The organism is Pseudomonas sp. MPC6, from assembly GCF_006094435.1.
Taxonomy (GTDB): domain Bacteria; phylum Pseudomonadota; class Gammaproteobacteria; order Pseudomonadales; family Pseudomonadaceae; genus Aquipseudomonas.
In genome coordinates this window covers 3,690,072-3,710,695 of sequence record NZ_CP034783.1, presented here as the reverse complement: position 1 = coordinate 3,710,695, position 20,624 = coordinate 3,690,072, and the positions used below count along the sequence as shown (strand labels likewise).

Here is a 20,624-nt window from a genome sequence, read left to right as displayed (position 1 = left end):
TGAGTTAGTCATAAATCACTTGGACGCAACTTAAGTTTTTGTCGATCTTGTTGGCGTCTTTTATATATTTATTTGTTAGCGTAACGCCAGGCTGGATAGGGGTGTTTAATGGGTAGTCTGCAAGGTTTCTCAGATCTATAATCTGGGTGTTGGTTGGATTTTTAATAGTTCTTAGATATAGCGTAAAATTATGGGTCTCGCTGGATTGGCAGCCGCCGGGTTTACCACCGCGTAAGTAACTCCAGAGGCGGATAGTGACGGCTGAGCGCACGCCATCTAATTTAATAAAGCGAACCCGGCTATGATCGCAAGGACGAATTCCAGGTCCGCCAGCATAATAACTAATCTCGAACACTTGGGGTGATGCGTCGACGCCACATTGCTCAATGCCGTTTTCGTAGATGAATGTTATTCTTCCAGGGTTCGTATCGGTTGTGCTTTCCGTACCTGCCAGCGATGGCGTCGCGTGCAAGAAAAAAATAGCCAGGAATGTATTGAGTACAGCTGAGTTTAAATTGTTCATGGAAGGCCTCGATCATAAAATTTATAGGTCGGGCAATAAAATGCCCGCTGAAGTGAAGTCAGACGTAAAGCCGAAGAACGTGAGGTATGTTTGCTCGGCGAGTAAATTACAACATGAATTTTGGATGTCGAAAGTTGGTATTTCTAGCCGTTGAAAAATGTGAGCGTTCGTGGCTATTTGTTTAATTGTATTCCAATTTGACTAAGGCGGCGGCTAACGAAAAGAGGATTTTCTACGCCCTGGAAAATAAGCCCAGGCACATAGACTTTTCCGGCAGGGGCATTCATTAAATATCTAAACGTCATGCTTGGCGTGTTGACATTATCTTTGATGGTCCTGAGGTTGATGGCGCCGTACTTTTGAGAATCAACCTCTGTCGTAATTCTAATCGAGACGGCTGAGCGAACCCCTTCAAGCGAAAATGTGTCATCGATGGTAACGCCTCGGCAACCGCTAGCGTCTCCTCTGCCTATCGAATATATGGTTTCTTGTATTAGCAAGCGACAATTTTCGAATACCAAAAATCCAGTACTGGTCGCAGATGCAACTGGCGTAGGATCAACGGGCGCGGCGAAAATTTGTCCTGCCATCAATAAGCTCCCCGCAAATATTAATGCGCGATGCCAAACTCGAATGATGTTCATATATTGATCTCCCTAAGTAGTAATGCACTTGGCTCATAAAATAGAAGCCCGGTTGGAGTTAACCATAGAGTATTTTTCAGGTCTGTAAACCTAGCAGTTCTGTTAGGTAGGCAAGTCGAAAATTAAAGCGTAAAAACACCTCCGTCGAAGCAATTATTTTTACGGGTCGGGTGACTGCCCACTGATCAACGATGGAGTTCCGAACATGACAGCGGTTACGTATCCCGCACCGAAAGTCCCTTTTCTGGATGCCGATAATGCGCTAGACCTTGCACAGTTGGACACGGGAAGCCTGGTTACCCATGTCTGGTTTCCGGACATAGAAACATACGTGGGACATTTCATTCTTGTGAACTGGCGAGGTTGTACGGCACAAGGTGACGCTATTGATAGCGTGGCAGGTGTTGCCTATCCCATTGATGACACCCTGACGCCTGAAGGGCTACCGATTAGCTTCCCCAATGACTCGCTACAAAGATTGGATCAGGGCTGGGTGTTTTATTCATACTCAGTCAAGGACCCCATGGCGCCCACACCGGGACCCGAATCAAAACGATTGTTTTTTTACGTCGGAATACGTCCTTCGCTCACGTCGCACTTGCCTGTTCCACTGGTTCGCGAATCCCATGATCTGGCATTGGATCCTGACATAAGAGTATTACCCGCCATTGGCGTCACGGTAGCCGTACCGCCGTATGCGGCTATAGCGAAGGGCGATAAAGTCACACTGCAATGGCGCGGCTTCGACAGGAACGGTAACGCAAGGCCGCCCTTGAATCCCGTCTGGGAGGTGACAGACGCGCAGGTCGGTCGGCCATTGACGCGACTGGTGGACAGAACTCAAGTCCTGCTGATTTCAGGCGGCCGGTTGGAGTTGAGTTATCGCATCGACTACGCGGGGGGAGGCGAACCTAGCGTTTCTGCGCTGCAAACCCTGCAGATTTTGGCGCCGGCTCTGCCGCGTCTACCTGAACTGGCGATCGATGGCCACGGCGCAGGCCCTATCGATCCCGTGCGTTTTCCAGAGGGCGTGACGTTGCGGGTTGCGTTACACCCCCAGGCTCGGGTGGGTGACACTGTACTGGTGAATGCGACTGTGAGCACCGGCACCAATGCGGCTGTCTCGGTGCGCCTCGACCCCTCGACATTCGACAGCGGTACCCTGACATTGCAGCTGGAGCATTCTTGGCTGGTGGCCAACAATCGCAAGAATGCGGAGCTCACCTACCAATATGCGCGCCCAGGTAGCGTCTTGTCCGGTGAACCCCTGCGTTTGCTGATAAGCCAGCCGCTGGATATTCCAATGCCGAGCCTCGAGGACGCTGGACCGGAGCCAGGTGACGAGCCGAATGAAGGCCGAATGAACGCGGCAGATACCACAAGCGGCAGTCGGGCGAATGTGCGCCCCGAGGCGATTGTCGATGAAGCCGACACCATCCATTTGTATTGGGGTGAACCTGGTACGGCGGGCCATAGCGTGGTGACGACGCCGGTTGCAGGCAACTGGCGAGCATTCGATATTCCAAAGAATGCCATTGCAATGAACATGGGGGCGGGTGTCAATTCGCGTGAGCGGTTGAAAGTGTTCTGGCGGGTTGTTCCCAATGGCGAACCGCCGGAAAACTGGCAGGACTCCGACCCCTTCTGGTTGAAGATCGTGCCATTCCCCCTGGATCGTTTCCCGACCATTCAGTGTGTACCGGCAGCAGGCACCTCTGAGCTTTCTCTTGAACGGATCACCGATCCCAAGGGGGCCGAGTTCAAGCTAGGACGTTGGGCGTATATGGCGCAAGACCAAATCCTCAATATCAAGGTCGTAGGGACGGATTATTATTTAATCAAGAATCATCCCCTTACCGAAACCGAGGCACTAGCGCCGCACATTTCTTCGTGGCTGCCCGAATCGTTTCTTCGGACTGAAATCGGGATCGGTAACAAGTTCAAGGTGGCGGTCACAGTCAGCTTTGATGAAGGGCGAACACATACTGCCTTCAGGGACTCTTCCGAGCTGACATTGCGTGCCTGACACCTGATGTTGAACCTTGCATTGTAAATTCTGCGGTTCTGTATTGAATCGTTCGGGCGATCGAAATAATAAACTCATTGAAAGGGATGCATCATGGCCAACTCAAAAAAAGAACTGCTGGAATGGCTGGCACTTAAACCGAGGACAGCCGGTTGGGGCGCAGTGGTCGCTTATGATCGCAGCAAGTGCAATACCTTGTTGCTGCAGGACTACATTAACAAATTCACCGTCAATAGTTATCTGGAGCCGATCAATGAGCCAGTTGCCGTTGGCGATGCCAACTGGCAGCACCTCAGCGACTGGGTTACCGATGTGCCACGACTGTCTTTTGAAGACAGTTCGAAGGCGGCGGGCGGCGAGGCCAATATGAAAATGGCGGTCATCGGCGGGACACAGGTTTCTATCGACAATACAGTCGGTCACAAGCGCGCGATTGCGGTGCACTCTATCGATGCGCTCGATCATCCCGACCTCATTGCCGAAAACGTAGTGTTGTCGAAAATCAGTGGCCAGGTCGGTAAGGACACCGGACAAGTGGTTCTCGATCTCGGCGCCGCCGAGGCAGCAAAAGGGGAGTGGCAGTTGACGTTTGCCAACTCTTCATATGAACGCCGTATCGGCGGTGAATTCTTCAAGCAATACTTCAAGGGCGCAGACAAGGAAAAAAGGCTCTATCACCTTGGAAAGATTGCCTATACCGATCAGCAATACCTGAAGCCGGCATCCTTCAGGCTGCGGACCATCACGGCGCAAGGCGCAGAGCTCAATACGGCAGATAATTTTGGTGACGGTGCGGTGGAGCTGTTTATCTGCATGGAGGGTGATCAGGAAGGCGGGACACCGCCTACTGACGACTGGAGGAGCTTGATTCCGAATAATGGGGGCGGGGAGTATGACTCGGCCATGTTGCTGAGTAATTATCTGCTGATGCGTAGAATTATTGCTGAAGGCATGAATGGCATGTTCTCTCATGGCGTAAAGTTTTCTGAAACCTATGATGATAGAAATTTTCTAAATGTGCTCAAAGCTCAGCCGAGCATTGGCGTATTCTTTTTACCCGGGTTTGTGGGGCATACGGATTCTTATATCGTTGAGGTTTTGAAATTTGCTTTTCCTGCTGCGAATAACGACAGCGATGGACTCTCTATAACAGTGCAGGATGATCGTACAATTCGATTTGGCTGGGGGGACAGCAGCGTTTATCGTCAGCAGAAGTGTTTGGTTAAAAGGAGGGGTGGGGAAGAGGATTCAGACGAGTATACGATGAATATCGCATTGCAGGTGAACGCGGACATCGAGTTTGTTGTTGATGCGGATGCTGGAGGTGTAGTGGCGAAAGTAAAAAATCTACTGGTGGATATGAAACTCAGTGCGCGATATGTGCCGATTCCGGAGGTGGCAATCTATCTTGAATCCGCTCGAGGAGAGTATGCAACGACGATAAAAAGAGCACTTGACGATACCACTGGACTGCTTTTCGGTAAAACTATTGAGTTTAATACGTTTGTGCTCAACAGTATTCTGTTCGCCGGTCATGAAACTATAAAACAAAAGAGTGCGGAATTTCCCGGCGATATGGTTGTTTTTGGCAAGGTCGTCAACCCTTTTACTGTTGCCCCCCTGGAACATTTGATGGGCCACGGTGCCACGCATCCATTCACCGTCTCAGGAGACTTCGCCGGCAAAGTCAAATGGAGTGTGGCAGCCATTCCCGGCAGCACTGGCGAGATCGGGAGCATTGACGAGGACACTGGACTGTACTCGTCGCCCGCCCTCGCTGACATTTCTGGCACTTTCACCCGAGTCAGGGTCACGGCCACTGCGTCCAATCACAGCAGTTCGGCCCTGGTGACCGTGGTCGCCCGGGACATCACCGTCAACCCGGTCGTGCAGATTTGCAGCGCCTCCACCTCCGAAGCGTCCGTGACTCGAGTATTGTCGGCCCATACTCTGGGCGAGGGTATCCTGGAATGGAAGGTCAAACGAGGCACTGGCACCATCCCGGCCAGGGGCGGGAGCGACGGTAAAAACACTTATACCGCAGGCCTGAAAGACCCGACATTGGAAGGTTCTTTCCTCATCGATGAAATCGAGGTCATGAACCTCGCGACCCGTAAAACCCAAACGGCCTATGTCGTTGTTACTCATTATCAAGCGGATTTGACTATTACTGTCGATTTGGACAACTCATCTTTCCCGCAGGGTAAGGCGAAATTGATAGCCCGGGATAATCGTGAGAACCCCGTGACTGCCATCTGGGAAGTTTCAGCGGGGAACGAGGGCATCGACAGCGACGGTTTATACACGGGCGATCCGGACGGGCAGCAACGATTTGTACTCATCACCGCACGCAAGGCCAATGATGCCAGCAAAGAGGGCTGGATTATTTTGCCGTGGCCACTCTTTGAACTCCCCAATAAACCGGAACCAATCGACAATCTGTAAGTTGAATTGAACATCAAGCTACAGTCTTCAATATACGCTGATTATACTACTTGGGAGCATTATCATGGCTGGTAACTCGCGTGCCGATATTGTGCGGCAGATGAAACAAGGTTCGATTACGCAAGGGTGGGGCGCTATTACCGTGTTCAACCGCACTCGTCTCAATCGGATATTGCTACAACAATGGATCGACAAGTACGATGGCTCTGGCTACATGCCGCCGTTCTCCGGTAAAGCATTCACTAATGATCTAAACACCGAATATGCTGAGCTGCGCGACATTGTTTTAGCCTCGCCGCGATTGTCGTTTGAAACTGCAGATTTCACCAATTCCATTGCCACACTCACGTTGAACATCCTGTCAGGCAGTTATACCGCGTATAGTGTCGGTGATGGGTTCGACTCAGTGCTGTACAGTTATACCATCAGTGAAGCCCATGGTTTTACCGTGACGATCGACGTCGATCTGGCAATTGTAACCGGTGAAATCGACGATCTTGGACGGGTTATTCTGGATCTGTCCCGGGTGCAGAAAATCGAATGTAACCTGGCCAGTACCCCGGCGGCTCGCAAATGTCTCGGCGAGTACTTCCAGCAACGTTTCGACGAACTGCCTCCTCACCGGCGAGTCTTTGAATTGGGCATGCTCGATTTGCGAGGCTACAACCCGCTGACGCCGAAGCGATTCGAGATGCGGACCCAGCCGGCTCCAGGTGGCAATGACGTCAAGTCCTCGACGTATCGCGATGGAGCGGTGGTGGTGTTTATCCAGCTCAAGGCCAGTGAGCATGGTGGTGGAATCCCCCCCCGGGATTTTCCCTATCTGATTCCGGATGACCAGGACGCCCAGGGTGACATGTATTCGGCGACCTTGATCCTTTCAAAGGAATTCGTGCCCTACGCGGATGAGGACAAACTGGTACTGATACACAGCCTGTTGTTCCCGGGCGAAGATAACGTTTTTATCGAACGGGATCGGGAAGTACCTTATGACCTGGCGGTGTTTGGCAATATTGATCCTTCGCGTACGGCCATTACCATCAATCCACAGTTGCATAGTCTGCAGGCTGGCAGCAAACCATTCCAATACCAGGCCTTGCGAGACGGCAAGCCTCTGACGGGTGTGCGCTGGAGTGTGCGCAGCCTGAATACGCATAAGTCTGCCGGCGAAATCGGGCTGACCAGTGGTTTATACACGCCTGTGGCGTTCGATCAGGCAGGCCGGGAAACGGTTCGTATCGTGGTGACGGCCTCATATACCGATCCGGCCACCGCTCAGGGTCATCAGGTCTGCGCCTTACTGCTGGTAACGTCCGAGGCAATGGCCATTTCCCCTTCGGCCGTGCGGCGTTTTGTGCGCGGTGAACCGCAACCTGTGACCTTCGTGGCATCGGCGTTGAATGGCGCCGCGTTGTCCTGGAGTGTCCCGCAGCACGGTTCACTGGTGGCTGCTGGCAATACGGCCATTTATACGCCGCCAACCGACCCCTTGGCGGAAGATGTGGTGGTGCAATGTATTGAAGCCAGGGACACCGTGACCGGAGAGAGCGTCCAGGCCTCGGTCTTGCTGCTCAGGTTTGTCCCTGATTTTGATGTCTCGCCCGGGTTTACTCGAAGTGTCAACCGCGGGGCAGATCTGCAGTTGAAAGAGAACCACAGAAATACGCAGCTCAAGCGCCGCTGGACGGTTCTGGGTGAGGGCGACGTTTTGCAAAGTGGACTTTATAAGGCACCGGCGATATTTTCCAATCCTGTTTCGGTTGTTGTATGTGAACTGCTCGATGACATGGAAGAAGTCCAGTATTACGGCTACAGCATCGTGCAGCTGACAAATGCCGTTACGGAACCGACCTGGAGAAACTTGAGCAAGTTCAACATCAGTAAGGTAGTCGGTCGTGCGTATGCCAATGGTATGCAACAAATGCAGGTCAGAATCGAGGTAGTGACCGAGCCCGTGGGTGGTACGACTTACCCATTGAGCGGCGATGAAGAAGCCAGCTTGAGGTTGGTTTCGAAGGCAACCCCCAGTCACATGCCCTTTATCGAAGAGGCAGGGATCGAGTACGGTAGTCCGCTACGTTGGGCGTGCAGGTTGGAACCGAATCGATTCCATCAGCAAGAGAAGGAACCTGTTTCCCGCGACGACCTGTTCAACCACGTAGATAAAAGCCTCTATGTGCATGTTCGGGGCCAGGGTCCAACGGACACCCCTGGTAGCGAACGATATGTCGCCATGTTTGTCGCTGACAATGACAAGGGTGATTTTCGCTCGGATTTGTATCCGAGCCCGAACGAAACAGAGGACGAGGGCCATGTCACGCTGACGCCGATGCCAATCCCGACCAAGATAGCTGATCATTACAGTTTCAAGGATGTGCGTGTGGCAGGCGGTGGAGCAGGCGGCGTCGGTCGGCCGACGGGGCCTGGCTGGGATCCGCTGCCACCGGGGGACAATGACTTCGATTATTTCCTGCGTACTACCGATTACTGGCGTGTGGGATATCAGCGTGAGGGACGTATTCCCCTTTTGTTTACCCGGTGCATTTTCGAGGGCCCTCGCTCTCTTGTGCAGTGGGAGAGTACCTATGGCAACGAGACGATGTTCAGCTATACCGGCTATTCTTTTAACGAGTTCAACGCCGGCGATGAAGGAAAGCCGGAGAACAGAGTTATAAAATTCGACGATGCTCTTGATAAACGAAATGCGCCAGTGCTGAAGCGGGAGTATGAATCCGACCAGAATCCGGTATCGGGTGAATTACTCATCACATTAAGTCGTGTCGATGATCTGCGTCGTTCAACTGCAACTGATCTCGAAAAGTTAGACAACACGGCGATGATCGTGGATTTGGTGGATCTTGAGGGGAACCGTCATCGTCTTAACATACATTTGATTCGTGGAAATCGAAACAAGTTGGAATTGAACGTTTTGACCTGATTAACGCATTAACAGGGTGCGTGGCAATTTTATTGCGGCGCACTTTCCTGACTGCCATTTTTCAACAACTATTGTTGTCCAGTTGAGGTACACCTCATGAGCGCCAAGACCGCGGTCCACTCCAACGCCTTCAACTTCCTCAGTTTCGTGCAGTCCGGTGTCGACCCCCGCACCGGCCAGTACACCGTCAACCTCGCCTTGCCGGAAATCAAAGCCAATGACCTCAGCGGCCCGGTCGTGCCCGCCAGTCTGAGTTTCAACCCGTACAATACCCGCGACAGCGGGTTTGGCGTGGGCTGGGAACTGCGATTGTCGCAATACGACGCCGATAAACAGGTGATCGCCCTGTCCTCCGGGGAAACCTTCAAAGTCACCGGTTCCAGCAGCACCGATCCCACCCGCCTGCTCATGGCCGAGCAGAAAATCGAGAGCTTCCACTTCCATCGAGATACGCCGAACCGCTATCGGATCGTGCACAAATCCGGGGTCGTTGAAATACTGGGGCGCGAAGGCGACCTCTTCCTGCCGCAAAGCATTTACAGCGTCGAAGGCCACGAGGTCAGCCTGCGGTACTTGCCGTTCAACAACGGCATCAGCCGGCTGCACACGGTGACCGATGCCCAGGGCAGCACCCTGCTGGAGATCAACCTGCCCACCAGCGCCGTGGAAATCCTGTTGCGCCCTGACGGGACGCCGGGCGGGGGCCTGGCGCGGTTTGAGATGAAACTGCGCAACAGCGGCTCGGGCAATGAGGTGTATGAAGTGGTCCTGCCCACCGCAGACGCGTCCTGGCGGTTCACCTACCAGAAGGTCAATGGCCTGCTGTGCATCACCGAGGTCAAGACCCCGGTAGGCGGCCATGAAACCATTGTATACGCCGGCGTCGGCCACAGTTTTCCGGGCAATGCGCGCGCCCCCCTGCCCAGGGTCTGGAAACACCAGATTCGCCCCGGTTTCAAGCAGCCGATGCTCGAGGTGCATTACGCCTATGACAACAGCGAACTGCCCGGCAGCAGCAACAACTTCCTGGGTAACAACGCCCCGATCGGCTGGGATGACAATGGGCTGGACAACCTCTACAAAGCCGCCGGGCGCTATCAGTACGGCACCACCGAAACCCACTATGCCGACGAGGTGCCGGTGCGCCGCATCGAGCGCACCTTCAACCGCTTTCACCTGATCAGCGAAGAAAAAACCACCCAGGGCCAAAACATTCATCAGGTCCTCACCACCTATTACGCCGATGACAAACTCGAGGAGCCGTTCAGCAACCAGGCTCCGCAGTGCCAACTGCCCAGACGTGTCGAAAGCCGCTGGGGCCTCGAAGGGGGGACGTGGCGCCCCGAGAACGTGCTCACGGCCTACGACACCCACGGCAACCTGACGGAACAGACCCAGGCCAATGGCGTCAAGGAGCGCTACAGCTACTTCCCGGCCGCAGGCATCCCCGGGGAGTGCCCGCCTGACCCGCACGGTTTTGTCCGCCACCTGCACGAGCAAACCGTGACCCCTGCCTCCGATCGGGAAAAGGGTGCCCCGGTGCTGCGCACGCGCAACCGCTACGACCTGATGCCTCCCGTCCAGGGCACTGCCGAGGACGCCTGGCTGGTGCTGACCGAAGAGACCCTGTTGCAGGTCGAGGGCGACCAGGAGCACGCGTTGCAACACAGCGCCTACCTCACCTTCAACCAACCGCGCGACCCCTTGCAGCATGGCCGGCGCGAACAGCAGGCCATCACCCTCAACGGCCGGACCACCACCACCGACTACGCCTACCGAAAGCTGCCCAGTGCCTTTGCCGGCGAAACCGTGCTGCAAACCACCGAAATCCTGAAGGGTTTCGACCACGGAGTCGACGGCACGGACACGAAAAAGACAGTGACCCTGGAACACTCGCTGCTGCACGGCGAACCCTTGCTCACCCGCGACGACAGCGACGTGGAAATTCGCTACACCTATGACGCGTTGCTGCGGGTCACCTGCGAAACCGTGGCCCCGGACACCGACTACGTGGCGTCGCGCACTTACCGCTACGTCCTGACCAACGCTGATGGCCAACAGGCCTGCCAGGAGGCCACCGACGTCAAGGGCGTGCGAACCCTAACCCTGTTCGATGGCTTGAACCGGGTGATCAAGGAACAGCGCCAGGACCCCGACCACCGTACCGGCGCCCTGGCGCAGGCGTTTCGCGACACCTATTACGCCACCTATGACGCCCTGGGCCAACGGGTGGAGGACATCGAGCTGGACTGGCGCAGCGCCGACGAAGAGGACGATCTGCAACTGCGCAGCCAGTACCGTTATGACGACTGGGGCGAGCAGCGCAGCGTGGTGCGTCCGGACGGGGTCGAGGAGCACGAGGTCAGCGACCCGATCACACAGACCACCACGACCTGGATCGAGGGCATGGGCAAGACCGTCACCCACAACAACCTGTTTGACAAGCCCGACAACGTCAAGCGTTACAAACAAGGCGACGAACCGAGCGACCCGCTAGCCGAGCCGTACAGCGAGCACCGCTATCACTATGATGGCCTGGGGCGTACGGCCCATGAGTTCGATGCCCTGGGCTACAAGACAGCCTATGTGTATGACGTTTTTGACCGCATGGTCGAGAGCACCTTGCCAGATGGGGCCGTGGTTGAACGTCGTTATGCACCTCATAGCAGCGAGGACCTGCCCATCTGGATAGGCGTCAACGCGAAAGAGTTGGGCCAGCAAGCGTTCGACGGTCTCGATCGTATGATCAAATCGATCACCGGGGGCCGTGTCACTGTCTATGGTTTCAAACCGGGCGAGACTCAACCCTGTAAAGTCAAGCGCCCATCGCTCGTGGAAGTCGACTACGAATATGTGCCGGCCTTGGGTGAGGAGCCGACTAAACGTAGCACCGCCAGTATCGCAGGCAGTGCGGCGGGCATTGCTGCAACCTACAACTACGATCTGCAAAACGCCCGCCTGGACTGGAGTGAAGAAAGCGGGTTGAAACTTTCTCGCACGTACTACTCCACCGGGGAGATAAGGAGCGAAACCCGGGAACAGCCAGGCCACGAGCCAGCCACGATGGAATATCACTACAGCAGGCAAGCCCGACTGTTGAAGTACGTTGACGTACTTGAACAGGATCAAGTCTATGACTACAAAAAATCCAGCGGCCAGTTGATGGGCACGACATTGGGCACTACCGCTGCCACGTTCGCCTACAACGCCCAAGGCCAGACCGAGCGTATCGAAACCACGGACGGCCCACTGAGCCTGAAGATCAAGTTGACGTACGACGATCAGGGGCGCGAAATATTACGCGAGTTCGATTTTGGCGAGGGTAGAACGCAACAACTGAGCCAGGCTTACAACGTCGTCGATCAATTGATCCACCGCGCCTTGACCGAAGGCGAGACAGTCTTGCGCGACGAAACCTATGACTACGACGCTCGCGGGCGTCTTCAATTGTACATCTGCACGGGCACGCAACAACCTCTGGACCCTTACAACAAACCTATCGATATGCAGATTTTCATCTTCGACGAACTGGATAACCTGATACAGGTGCAAACCACTTCTCCTGATGGCACCAACTTTGCCGAATATTCCTATGACAACCCGCTGGATCCCACGCAGTTGAGTACTGTGCTCAATGATCATGAGGATTACCTACCCAAGGAAATCAAGCTGGTTTACAACGACGACGGCGATATGGTGAGCGATGAAGCAGGGCGCACACTCGGGTATGACGACCTGGGCCGTTTGATCAGTGTCAGCGGGCTGCCTGGTGAAACGCCGAGTGGTTACACCTACGACCCTCTGGATGTGCTTGCCAGCCAGAGCAGCGGTACCGATCAACAGCGCCGTTTTTACCGGGACGGTGAGATTCACACACTGCAGCAGGGCTCCAACAGCAGCACATTCATGCAAGCCGACGGCAGGGTGCTCGCCGAGCATCAGGAAGGTGCTGGCCCAAAGTCCTGATGCTGGCCGGCGATGACAAGAACAGCGTGCTGCGTGAAGCAGGGTCCGGCACGGACAATGACTTCGCTTATTCGGCCTACGGTCATCGCAGTGGCGAACACCCGGCAAGTACTCATCTGGGGTACAACGGTGAATTGCGGGAGGCGCACACCGGCGGTTATTTACTGGGGAATGGGTATCGGGCGTTTAGTCCGTTGTTGATGAGGTTTAACAGTCCGGATAGCTGGAGTCCGTTTGGGGCGGGGGGGTTGAATGCGTATATGTATGTAATGGGGGATCCGATTCAACATACGGATAAGACGGGGCATATGGTTCCGTTCAACCAACTTGCCAGGGGTGTTTCGAGGGTAGGGGACACTGTTGTCGACTTGGGGCGCAACGCTGGCGGAGCAATAGGGTCTGGTGGTGCTGGTATGGAAGGCGCATCTCGTATTGTCACGAAAGTCGATGATGTTCTTGCCGGTTACACGATGACCGGGGGAAATCAGACAGTGAAGTACACGGCTGCAGCACCATCCGGGATCTCCGTTGGACACGGTGGAGGCGTAGGTTCTTCTGCACCACGTGAACCGCGCTCAGTGAGTTTTGCGCCGGATGTGCATCCTGAGGTACCACCGGCAGCGGTGCCTAAAACGGCTCCAAAGCTGCCTGGAGCGGCAAAAACGCCTAAGCCGCTCACACAAAAGGAATTTGATAACCTGGGGCATGTCAAGCGGTACGACTACCTAAGTCGAGGAGGTATTGATCCATCAGGTACGCGGATTCATCGCGCACCGAAACGGACCGTGCTTGATGTGCGTAGACCTAACCCTAGATTTGAAGGGGACCGGTGACGAAGACGATGAAAAATTCGTAGACCCAATCATTTTGAAGTATCCCCGTGGTGTAGTGCGGTGCGCTTCGCGCTGACTTCGGTACTCCTTATTGGGGCTTTCATTATCTCAACCCGCTCACCCGCGCAAACTCCACCAACCCACCGTCATGGCCAAGTCCCAACTTGTCCATGGCGGTACGTTTTTGTCGGCTGATGGTTTTCTCGCTGCGGTTCAGTTGCGCGGCAATCTGTCGTCCGGACAGCCCCTGCACGAACAACCGCACCACTTCCAGCTCGCGCTGGGAAAGGCTGACCAAAGGCTCGGCGATGCCTGACGAGGGCAACGCCTGGGCATCGAGGATTCTACTGAAGGCAGGGCACAGATATCGACGCCCTCTTGCCACCGTGTATACCGCCTGCTTCAACTCGCTCAAGGGGCTGCGTTTGTCGAACAGACCGCGAACCCCTGAATTAAGCAACGCCTGCAGCAGGGAAGGGTTGCGCAGCATGGTCATCACAATCAAGGGTATCTGTCCGAAATGGCGTTTCAGGTAACCCGTTAATGCCAAACCATCCGGCAAGCGCCCGTAGGGCATCGAGTAATCGCTGATCAACAGATCGCAGGGCGTGCAATGCAGATGAGCGATCAACTCATCGGCGTCGTGGGCTCGGGCGACAATGGAAAATGTGTTGCCGAGGGCCATTTCAACCCCCAGCAGTACCACGGGGTGGTCGTCGGCGAGGATGATGCGCAGTGTTTTGTCCGGCTGTTGCCTGTGCGATACCGGCATATCGTCACAGGCTGTTTCGCGCAGCGGGGTCAACCGTGTGGCGTGTTCCATATTCATGAATTGTCTCTACAGGGGCATGTAACGCTGACCGCTGCAGAGGGGCTGGTTCAAGACGATTGGATCAAGCCTTGTTCCAGCGCCATGACCATGGCGATCCAGCGCGATCTCACGCCGAATTTTCGGCGGATGTTACAAAAGTGGTAATTCACACCGGCCTCGGTGCAGTCGATTATCTGGGCGATTTCCCAGGACGATTTTCCAATGGCGCTCCATTGCAAGACTTCCTTTTCCCTGGCGGTGAGCTTGATGGCCTGGGGTTGGTTGCACTCCGGTGGCTGGAAGCTTGCCCGGGCAGGTGATGACCGGACTGAGTCGGTAGTGGAACGGTACATAATTGAATCTCCCATTCATCATCATTGACGGCGTGGGCGCGGCAGAATCTTCCTATTTCATAAAAGGCATGGTTCGCGCGGCCGTCCTTCAGACCTCGGTGGCGGGGCTGTAGGCACGGTTTCGTTATAGCGCGATTGGCGCGTCTTGGAACCTGTCACAAATTACAGGTGCGGACTTTAAAGAGGCTTTGAGGAAAGAGCTGTCAGCCGATGCTATTCCGCATGTAGGAATTTTCCTTTCATTCCATCGCCCGCAGCTTTGGAAATCAACTTCTTGATTTGCGGGGCTTTTTGAACGAGGGCAGCAGGAGGCACAGTGCAAGCGATGCCGCTGGAAAAAGACCGGTTCGGCCATCCCCCAGCCAAGGATAAAAATCCTGGGTACTCGCTCAACTGCTGGCTGCGCTGGCGAATTAGCTGCCAGGGTGGCGCGTTTGGTGATTTGATATAGGGTTGAATCAGGATTTCGCGCGACTGGAGAACTACATGCGCTATTCAGGCTTGACCCAACGCATCGCCGGTGAAGGCGCCGCGGCCTGGCACATTCATAACCGCGCGCTGGAATTGCGCGAACAGGGCGTCGATGTACTGCTGTTGTCAGTCGGCGATCCGGACTTCGATACACCTTTACCCATCGTTCATGCGGCCATCGACAGCCTGTTGGCCGGCGATACCCATTATTCCCAGGTGCGCGGCAGTCGAGGCTTGCGTGACAGCATCGCCCGTCGTCATCGCCAGCGCAGTGGTCAGGCGGTGGAGGCCGATCATGTGATCGTGTTGCCCGGCGCCCAGTGCGCGGTATATTCGGTGGCGCAGTGCCTGCTTGATCCGGGCGATGAAGTGATCGTCGCCGAACCGATGTACGTCACCTATGAAGGCGTGTTTGGTGCCATCGGGGCCACCGTGGTGCCGGTGGCGGTGCGTCCCGAGAATGGCTTCAGGGTCGACCCGGCGGATGTCGCAGCGCGGATTACGGCTAAAACCCGGGCGATTTTGCTCAACAGCCCGAACAATCCCTCTGGCGCCAGTTTATCGCTGCCGATCTGGCAGAAACTGGCAGCGCTCTGCGTTCGTCATGACCTGTGGTTGATCAGCGACGAGGTCTACAGCGACCTGTTGTACGAGGGCGAGCACATTAGCCCGGCTAGCCTGCCGGGGATGGCCGAGCGCACGGCGACGATCAACAGCCTGTCCAAATCCCATGCCATGAGCGGCTGGCGAGTGGGTTGGGTGATCGGGCCGAAACGCCTGGCCGATCACCTGGAGCACCTGTCGCTGTGCATGCTGTTCGGCATTCCGGATTTCATTCAGAACGCGGCGCAATTGGCGCTGGATAAGGACTTGCCAGAGGTGGCGTTGATGCGCGACGAGTATCGCCGGCGTCGCGACCTGGTGTGCGCGAGCCTGGGCGAGTGTCCGGGGCTGCGGCCGATCCGCCCCGATGGCGGGATGTTCGTGATGGTCGATGTGCGCCAGACCGGGTTATGCGCCCAGGGCTTCGCCGAGCGGCTGCTGGAGGGATACGGCGTGTCGGTGCTGGCCGGGGAGGCGTTCGGGCCGAGTGCGGCGGGGCATATCCGGATCGGGTTGGTGGTGGATCGGCTGAAGCTGGCGGATGCTTGTCGGCGGATCGCGCTGTGTGCGGCGGATCTGCTGGAGGCTCGGCGGGCCTGATAGATGTGTGTCGGGTTTGTCGGCCCCTTCGCTGGCAAGCCCGCTCCCACAGGGATCCACGGCGTACACAATATCTGTGTTCGGTGCAGATCCCTGTAGGAGCTGGCTTGCCAGCGAAGACTATCTCATAAACGCTAGATCCATCAGGCCTTCCACGCTTGCACATTCACCAAATTAGCCGGCCGCTCCCCAGCCAGCGCCGCCAGCAGATTATCCACCGCACAACGAGCCATGGCCTCGCGCGTCTCATGGGTCGCCGAACCAATATGCGGCGTCGCCACCACATTGTTCAATTGCAACAACGGCGAGTCGGGATTCAACGGCTCGCGCTCGAACACATCAAGCCCCGCCGCGCGAATCTGCCCCTCACGCAATGCCTCGATCAACGCCGCTTCATCCACCACCTTGCCCCGGGAAATGTTGATGAAGATCGTCTCGGGCCCCATCAGCGCAAACTGTTCGGCGCCAATCAGCCCCTCGGTTTCAGCCGTCAGCGGCAGCGTCAGGCAGACGAAATCCGCCTGCTGCAACAGCGCCGGCAAGCTGCGGTATTGCGCATCGAAACGCTGTTCCACCGCCGGTTTCGGCGAATGGCTGTGGTAGATGACCGGCATGCCAAAACCAAAGTGTCCACGCTGCGCCAGCGCCTCGCCGATGCGCCCCATGCCGATGATACCCAGGACCTTGCCGTGCACGTCGGTGCCGAACTGCGCAGGGCCGACATTGCGCGTCCACTCGCCGGCGCGAACCACGTTGGCCAGTTCCACGACACGCCGGGCCGTCGCCAGGATCAGTGCGAAACCGGTGTCGGCGGTGGTTTCGGTGAGCACGTCCGGGGTGTTGCTGAGCAGGATTCGCCGCTCGGTCAGGTAATCGATGTCGTAGTTGTCGACGCCCACGGAAACGCTGGCGATCGCTTCAAGGTGAGGCGCCAGGTCCAACAGCGCGGCATCCAGTTTCAGGCTGGCACCGAGCAAGCCGTGAGCCCGGGGCAGGGCTTCGCGCAATTGCGCCAGGCCGGTGGCGTCGAGGCTTTCGATCAGGGTCACTTCAGCCTGTGCCTGCAGGCGCGCCATCAGCAGCGGTGACAGCTTCTTGTATAGAACAACCTGCTTTTTCATGGTGGTCATCTCAATCTAGATTCAGGAGTGGGCCGCGGTACGGCGTGTCAGCGCGACTCCGGGCCGCTCCCGGTCACTGGCGCCGGGCTTGAGGAAAAGCGTCAGCACCACCGACAGCATTAGCGCACCGCTCATCAACAGGTAGGACGCGCCGGGCGAACCGGTGGAGCTGTTCAGGTAACCGACCAGATAGGAGCCGCCGAACGAACCGAGCGCTCCCATGCTGTTGATCAGTGCCATGGCGCCACCGGCGACGTTGGCGGGAAGGATTTCCGGGACGATGGCAAAAAACGGCCCGTAAGGCGCGTACATGCACGCGCCGGCAATCACCAGCAGGGTGTAGGACCACCAGAAATGTTCAGCGCCCAGGGCGTATGAGCCGTAGAACGCAATCGAGGCGATCAGCAGCGGCGGCCAGACGAAGCGTTTACGTTTTTGCAGTTTGTCCGAGCCCCAGGACACCAGCAGCATGCCGATCACGGCGGCCAGGTATGGCAGCGCCGAGAGCCAGCCGGCCTCGATCATGTCCATTTGCGCACCGGCCTTGAGGATCGACGGCAACCAGAGCACGAAGCCGTAGACGCCGATGCTCCAGCAGAAAAACTGCAGGGCGAGGATGATCACTTTGGGCGAGCGGAAGGCTTCAGCGTAGTTCTTCACGGCCTTGATGCCCACCTGTTCGGCGGCCAGGGCGCTTTCCAGATCCTGTTTTTCCTGATCGGTCAGCCACTTGGCTTGGGCCGGACGGTCATCGGCCAGGCGCCACCAGATAAACGCCCAGAGCACTGCCGGCAAGCCTTCGATGATGAACATCCAGCGCCAGCTGTAATGCTGCACCAGATAGCCCGACACCACCGACATCCAGAGCATGGTCACCGGGTTGCCGAGGATCAGGAAGGTATTGGCGCGCGAGCGTTCGGCACGGGTGAACCAGTGGCACAGGTACACCAGCATCGCCGGCATGACCGCGGCTTCGACCACGCCGAGCATGAAGCGGATGACGATCAGCCAGTAGGCGTTGGAGACGATCCCGGTCAAGGTGGCCAGGCTGCCCCAGAGGATCAGGCTGACGAAAATCAGTTTTTTCACGCTGTGTTTCTGTGCGTAGATCGCACCGGGCACCTGGAAGAAAAAGTAGCCGAGGAAGAACAGCGCGCCGAGCATGGATGACAGGCCGGGGGTGATCATCAGGTCCGCCGCCATGCCGGAGGCGGCGGCGAATCCGTAGTTGGCGCGGTCCAGATACGCCAGGCTGTAGGTGATGAACACGATGGGCATGATGTACCACCAGCGGCGGGCGGCGAGGGTTGCGGTTTTCATGGTGGTGCTCCTGAGCTTGTTGTTTTTGTCGCAGCAGGTAACGGGTTAAAAATTTTCAGTGACTGTGCGGGCCTCTTCGCGGGCAAGCCCGCTCCCGCAGGGGTTGTGTGAACACTGCAGATCCCCGGTGGGAGCGAGCCTGCTCGCGAAGGCGGCCTCGAATTCGACGGACATTTCGGACCGAGTAGGCAACCCCTCCATATCCCCCCGACTCTGCACCGCCCGGCTGCCAATCCAGTTGGCGCGCTTTACGGCGTCGGCAAAGCTGTGGTTTTCCAGGAGGGCGCTGATCATGCCGACGGCAAACCCGTCGCCGGCACCGACCGTATCGACCACCGTTGCTACGGGCACGCCAGCGACAAAACCCTGATCCAGACGGGTGCGGTAATACGCTCCATGCGGCCCCAGCTTGATCGCCACGGCTTCGGCGCCCTGGTCGAGGTAAAACGCCGCGATGTCGGCCGGGTCTTCGAAACCGGTCAGCAGGCGACCTTCGCTCAAGCCCGGCAGCACCCAATGGGCGAGGGCGGCGAGGCGATTGATTTCGCCGATCATCTGTTGCGTGCTGGCCCACAGGCTCGGGCGCAGGTTCGGGTCGAAGGACACACTGCGCCCGGCGTCGCGCATGCGGGTCATCAATTCAAAGGACATTTCCCGGGCACTGGCAGACAGCGCCGGGGGAATGCCGGTGGCGTGCAGGTGCCGGGCCTTGAGCAACTCGGGCATGATGGACTGCGGCGACAAATGACTCGCCGCCGATCCGCGCCGGAAGTACTCGACCACCGGATCGCCGCCATCATCGGTGCGAGACTTGAGCTGAAAACCGGTCGGGTGCGCGCTATCGATGGCGACGTTGCTGCAGTCCAGGCCTTCTTTCTCCAGGGTGTCGACGACGAAGCGACCCAGGGAATCGGCACCGACGCGGCTCAGCCACGCCACCTTGAACCCCAGACGCGACAACCCGATGGCGACGTTGCTGTCGGCGCCGGCAATGCGTTTGTGGAAATGACCGACCTCGGCCAGTTCACCGCTCTGCTCGGCAACGAACATCGCCATGGTTTCGCCAAACGACAGGATATCGAATTCAGACATGAGCGCGCTCCAGGCGGTGTTGGCCGAGGCGGGCAAGCGTCGCGACGTGGTCGGTGGTGAGTTGCAGCAAATCCTCGCCTTGCAGCGGATATTCCGCCGCCCGCATCACACCTTGGGCCATGTGCCGCAGCAGTTGTTCCCACAGTTGCAGGTCGCTGGCGGTCGGTGGGATAGCGACCAGTTTGCCGTCGGCGCGGCGCGACACGGCCTTGCAGTGCACATAACCGACGTGGCGACCGAGCAGCCGCGCGGCGTTGGCGGCCGGCTGGTCCTGCCAGTGCCAGTTGCCGATGTCGAAGGTCATTTTGATCGGCAGGTGGTGTTGCTCGACGGCGGCGAAAAAGCGCTGGAAGGGTTCGATGCGCCCGCCGTGCAGGGTCTGGTCGTTTTCCACCAGCAACTGCACGGTACTCTTGCCCAGCAGTTGATTCAGGGTTTGAAGGTCGCAGGTGTCGGTGAAATAGCCCAGGGAAACCTTCAGCCATTTGGCGCCGAAGGCCTGGGCGCGTTGCAGGGCCTCGGCCAGTTCGGGATTGGGTTTCGACTGGCCGGCCAGCCACAGCTCCATCGGCGAGGAATACACGCTTTCGAGGCCTTGGGCGCGGGTGGCGTCGGCCAGCTGTAACGGGTCTTCGACGGTCAACAGTTCTTCGCGCCACTCGATGCGGGTGGCGCCGGCGGCGGCCAGGATGTCGATGAAGCTGCCTTGGCCACGTTGGCGCACCAGGTCGGCGCCGTAGCTGGAGAGGCTGATGGAGACGGGTGGTTTATTCATTGTTATTGACCTCTGAAACCGGTTTCATTTTTGTTCGAAAAAAGGGTGTTCAATTGAATTCGGTGGTGATTGTTCGGGTGACTTCGCTGGCAACCAGCTCCTA

At 56.9% G+C, this 20,624-nt stretch carries 14 protein-coding genes; 6 read left to right on the top strand and 8 right to left on the bottom strand.

The window, feature by feature from the left end:
- Positions 1 to 4 precede the first annotated feature (4 nt).
- Positions 5 to 523, bottom strand: coding sequence for a hypothetical protein (locus tag ELQ88_RS19110; RefSeq protein ID WP_138967006.1), 519 nt, complete (start codon positions 521 to 523; stop codon positions 5 to 7).
- A gap of 173 nt (positions 524 to 696) precedes the next feature.
- Complete coding sequence (locus ELQ88_RS19105) at positions 697 to 1,167, bottom strand: hypothetical protein (RefSeq protein WP_138967004.1); 471 nt, start codon at positions 1,165 to 1,167, stop codon at positions 697 to 699.
- 205 nt (positions 1,168 to 1,372) lie between these two features.
- On the opposite strand from ELQ88_RS19105, the gene ELQ88_RS19100 reads away from it, so the two are divergent.
- The 5 genes from ELQ88_RS19100 to ELQ88_RS19080 all read left to right on the top strand — a co-directional run bounded on the left by ELQ88_RS19100 (position 1,373) and on the right by ELQ88_RS19080 (position 13,375).
- Positions 1,373 to 3,193, top strand: a complete 1,821-nt coding sequence (locus ELQ88_RS19100) for a hypothetical protein (protein ID WP_138967002.1) — start codon at positions 1,373 to 1,375, stop codon at positions 3,191 to 3,193.
- Between the two features lie 93 nt (positions 3,194 to 3,286).
- On the top strand, positions 3,287 to 5,638 hold the full coding sequence (locus tag ELQ88_RS19095) for a hypothetical protein (protein WP_138967000.1): 2,352 nt from the start codon (positions 3,287 to 3,289) through the stop codon (positions 5,636 to 5,638).
- A 64-nt stretch (positions 5,639 to 5,702) separates the two neighbouring features.
- The gene (locus ELQ88_RS19090) at positions 5,703 to 8,576 is read left to right on the top strand and encodes a hypothetical protein (protein WP_138966998.1); all 2,874 of its coding nucleotides are present in this window, start codon (positions 5,703 to 5,705) and stop codon (positions 8,574 to 8,576) included.
- A 96-nt stretch (positions 8,577 to 8,672) separates the two neighbouring features.
- Entirely contained in the window at positions 8,673 to 12,542 is a 3,870-nt protein-coding gene (locus ELQ88_RS19085; protein WP_138966997.1) for an RHS repeat domain-containing protein, read from the top strand.
- Positions 12,542 to 13,375, top strand: coding sequence for an RHS repeat-associated core domain-containing protein (locus ELQ88_RS19080; RefSeq protein ID WP_138966995.1), 834 nt, complete (start codon positions 12,542 to 12,544; stop codon positions 13,373 to 13,375). Before ELQ88_RS19085 ends, ELQ88_RS19080 begins: the two co-directional genes overlap by 1 nt.
- Before the next feature lie 103 nt (positions 13,376 to 13,478).
- Here the strand turns inward: ELQ88_RS19080 and ELQ88_RS19075 are convergent, their stop codons facing one another.
- Both ELQ88_RS19075 and ELQ88_RS19070 read right to left on the bottom strand, forming a co-directional pair.
- A complete protein-coding gene (locus ELQ88_RS19075; protein ID WP_138966993.1) occupies positions 13,479 to 14,204 on the bottom strand; it encodes a response regulator transcription factor in 726 nt (241 codons plus the stop codon).
- 50 nt (positions 14,205 to 14,254) lie between these two features.
- Positions 14,255 to 14,539: a LuxR family transcriptional regulator gene (locus ELQ88_RS19070; protein WP_128869494.1), complete on the bottom strand. Its 285-nt coding sequence runs from the start codon at positions 14,537 to 14,539 to the stop codon at positions 14,255 to 14,257.
- Between the two features lie 486 nt (positions 14,540 to 15,025).
- Between ELQ88_RS19070 and ELQ88_RS19065 the strand changes: the two genes are divergently transcribed.
- Positions 15,026 to 16,213, top strand: a complete 1,188-nt coding sequence (locus ELQ88_RS19065) for an aminotransferase class I/II-fold pyridoxal phosphate-dependent enzyme (RefSeq protein ID WP_138966991.1) — start codon at positions 15,026 to 15,028, stop codon at positions 16,211 to 16,213.
- A 143-nt stretch (positions 16,214 to 16,356) separates the two neighbouring features.
- On the opposite strand, the gene ELQ88_RS19060 is transcribed toward ELQ88_RS19065, so the two are convergent.
- Genes ELQ88_RS19060 through ELQ88_RS19045 form a run of 4 tightly spaced genes read right to left on the bottom strand, consistent with a single transcriptional unit; the run spans position 16,357 to position 20,521 of the window.
- Positions 16,357 to 17,334 carry an NAD(P)-dependent oxidoreductase gene (locus tag ELQ88_RS19060; RefSeq protein WP_138966989.1) on the bottom strand — a complete coding sequence of 326 codons (978 nt, stop codon included), beginning with the start codon at positions 17,332 to 17,334 and terminating at the stop codon, positions 16,357 to 16,359.
- 21 nt (positions 17,335 to 17,355) lie between these two features.
- Positions 17,356 to 18,654, bottom strand: a complete 1,299-nt coding sequence (locus tag ELQ88_RS19055; protein WP_138966987.1) for an MFS transporter — start codon at positions 18,652 to 18,654, stop codon at positions 17,356 to 17,358.
- A 45-nt stretch (positions 18,655 to 18,699) separates the two neighbouring features.
- Positions 18,700 to 19,746 (bottom strand): sugar kinase, encoded by a 1,047-nt coding sequence (locus ELQ88_RS19050; RefSeq protein ID WP_138966985.1) that lies wholly within the window; start codon positions 19,744 to 19,746, stop codon positions 18,700 to 18,702.
- Entirely contained in the window at positions 19,739 to 20,521 is a 783-nt protein-coding gene (locus ELQ88_RS19045; RefSeq protein ID WP_138966983.1) for a TIM barrel protein, read from the bottom strand. Before ELQ88_RS19045 ends, ELQ88_RS19050 begins: the two co-directional genes overlap by 8 nt.
- Positions 20,522 to 20,624 lie beyond the last annotated feature (103 nt).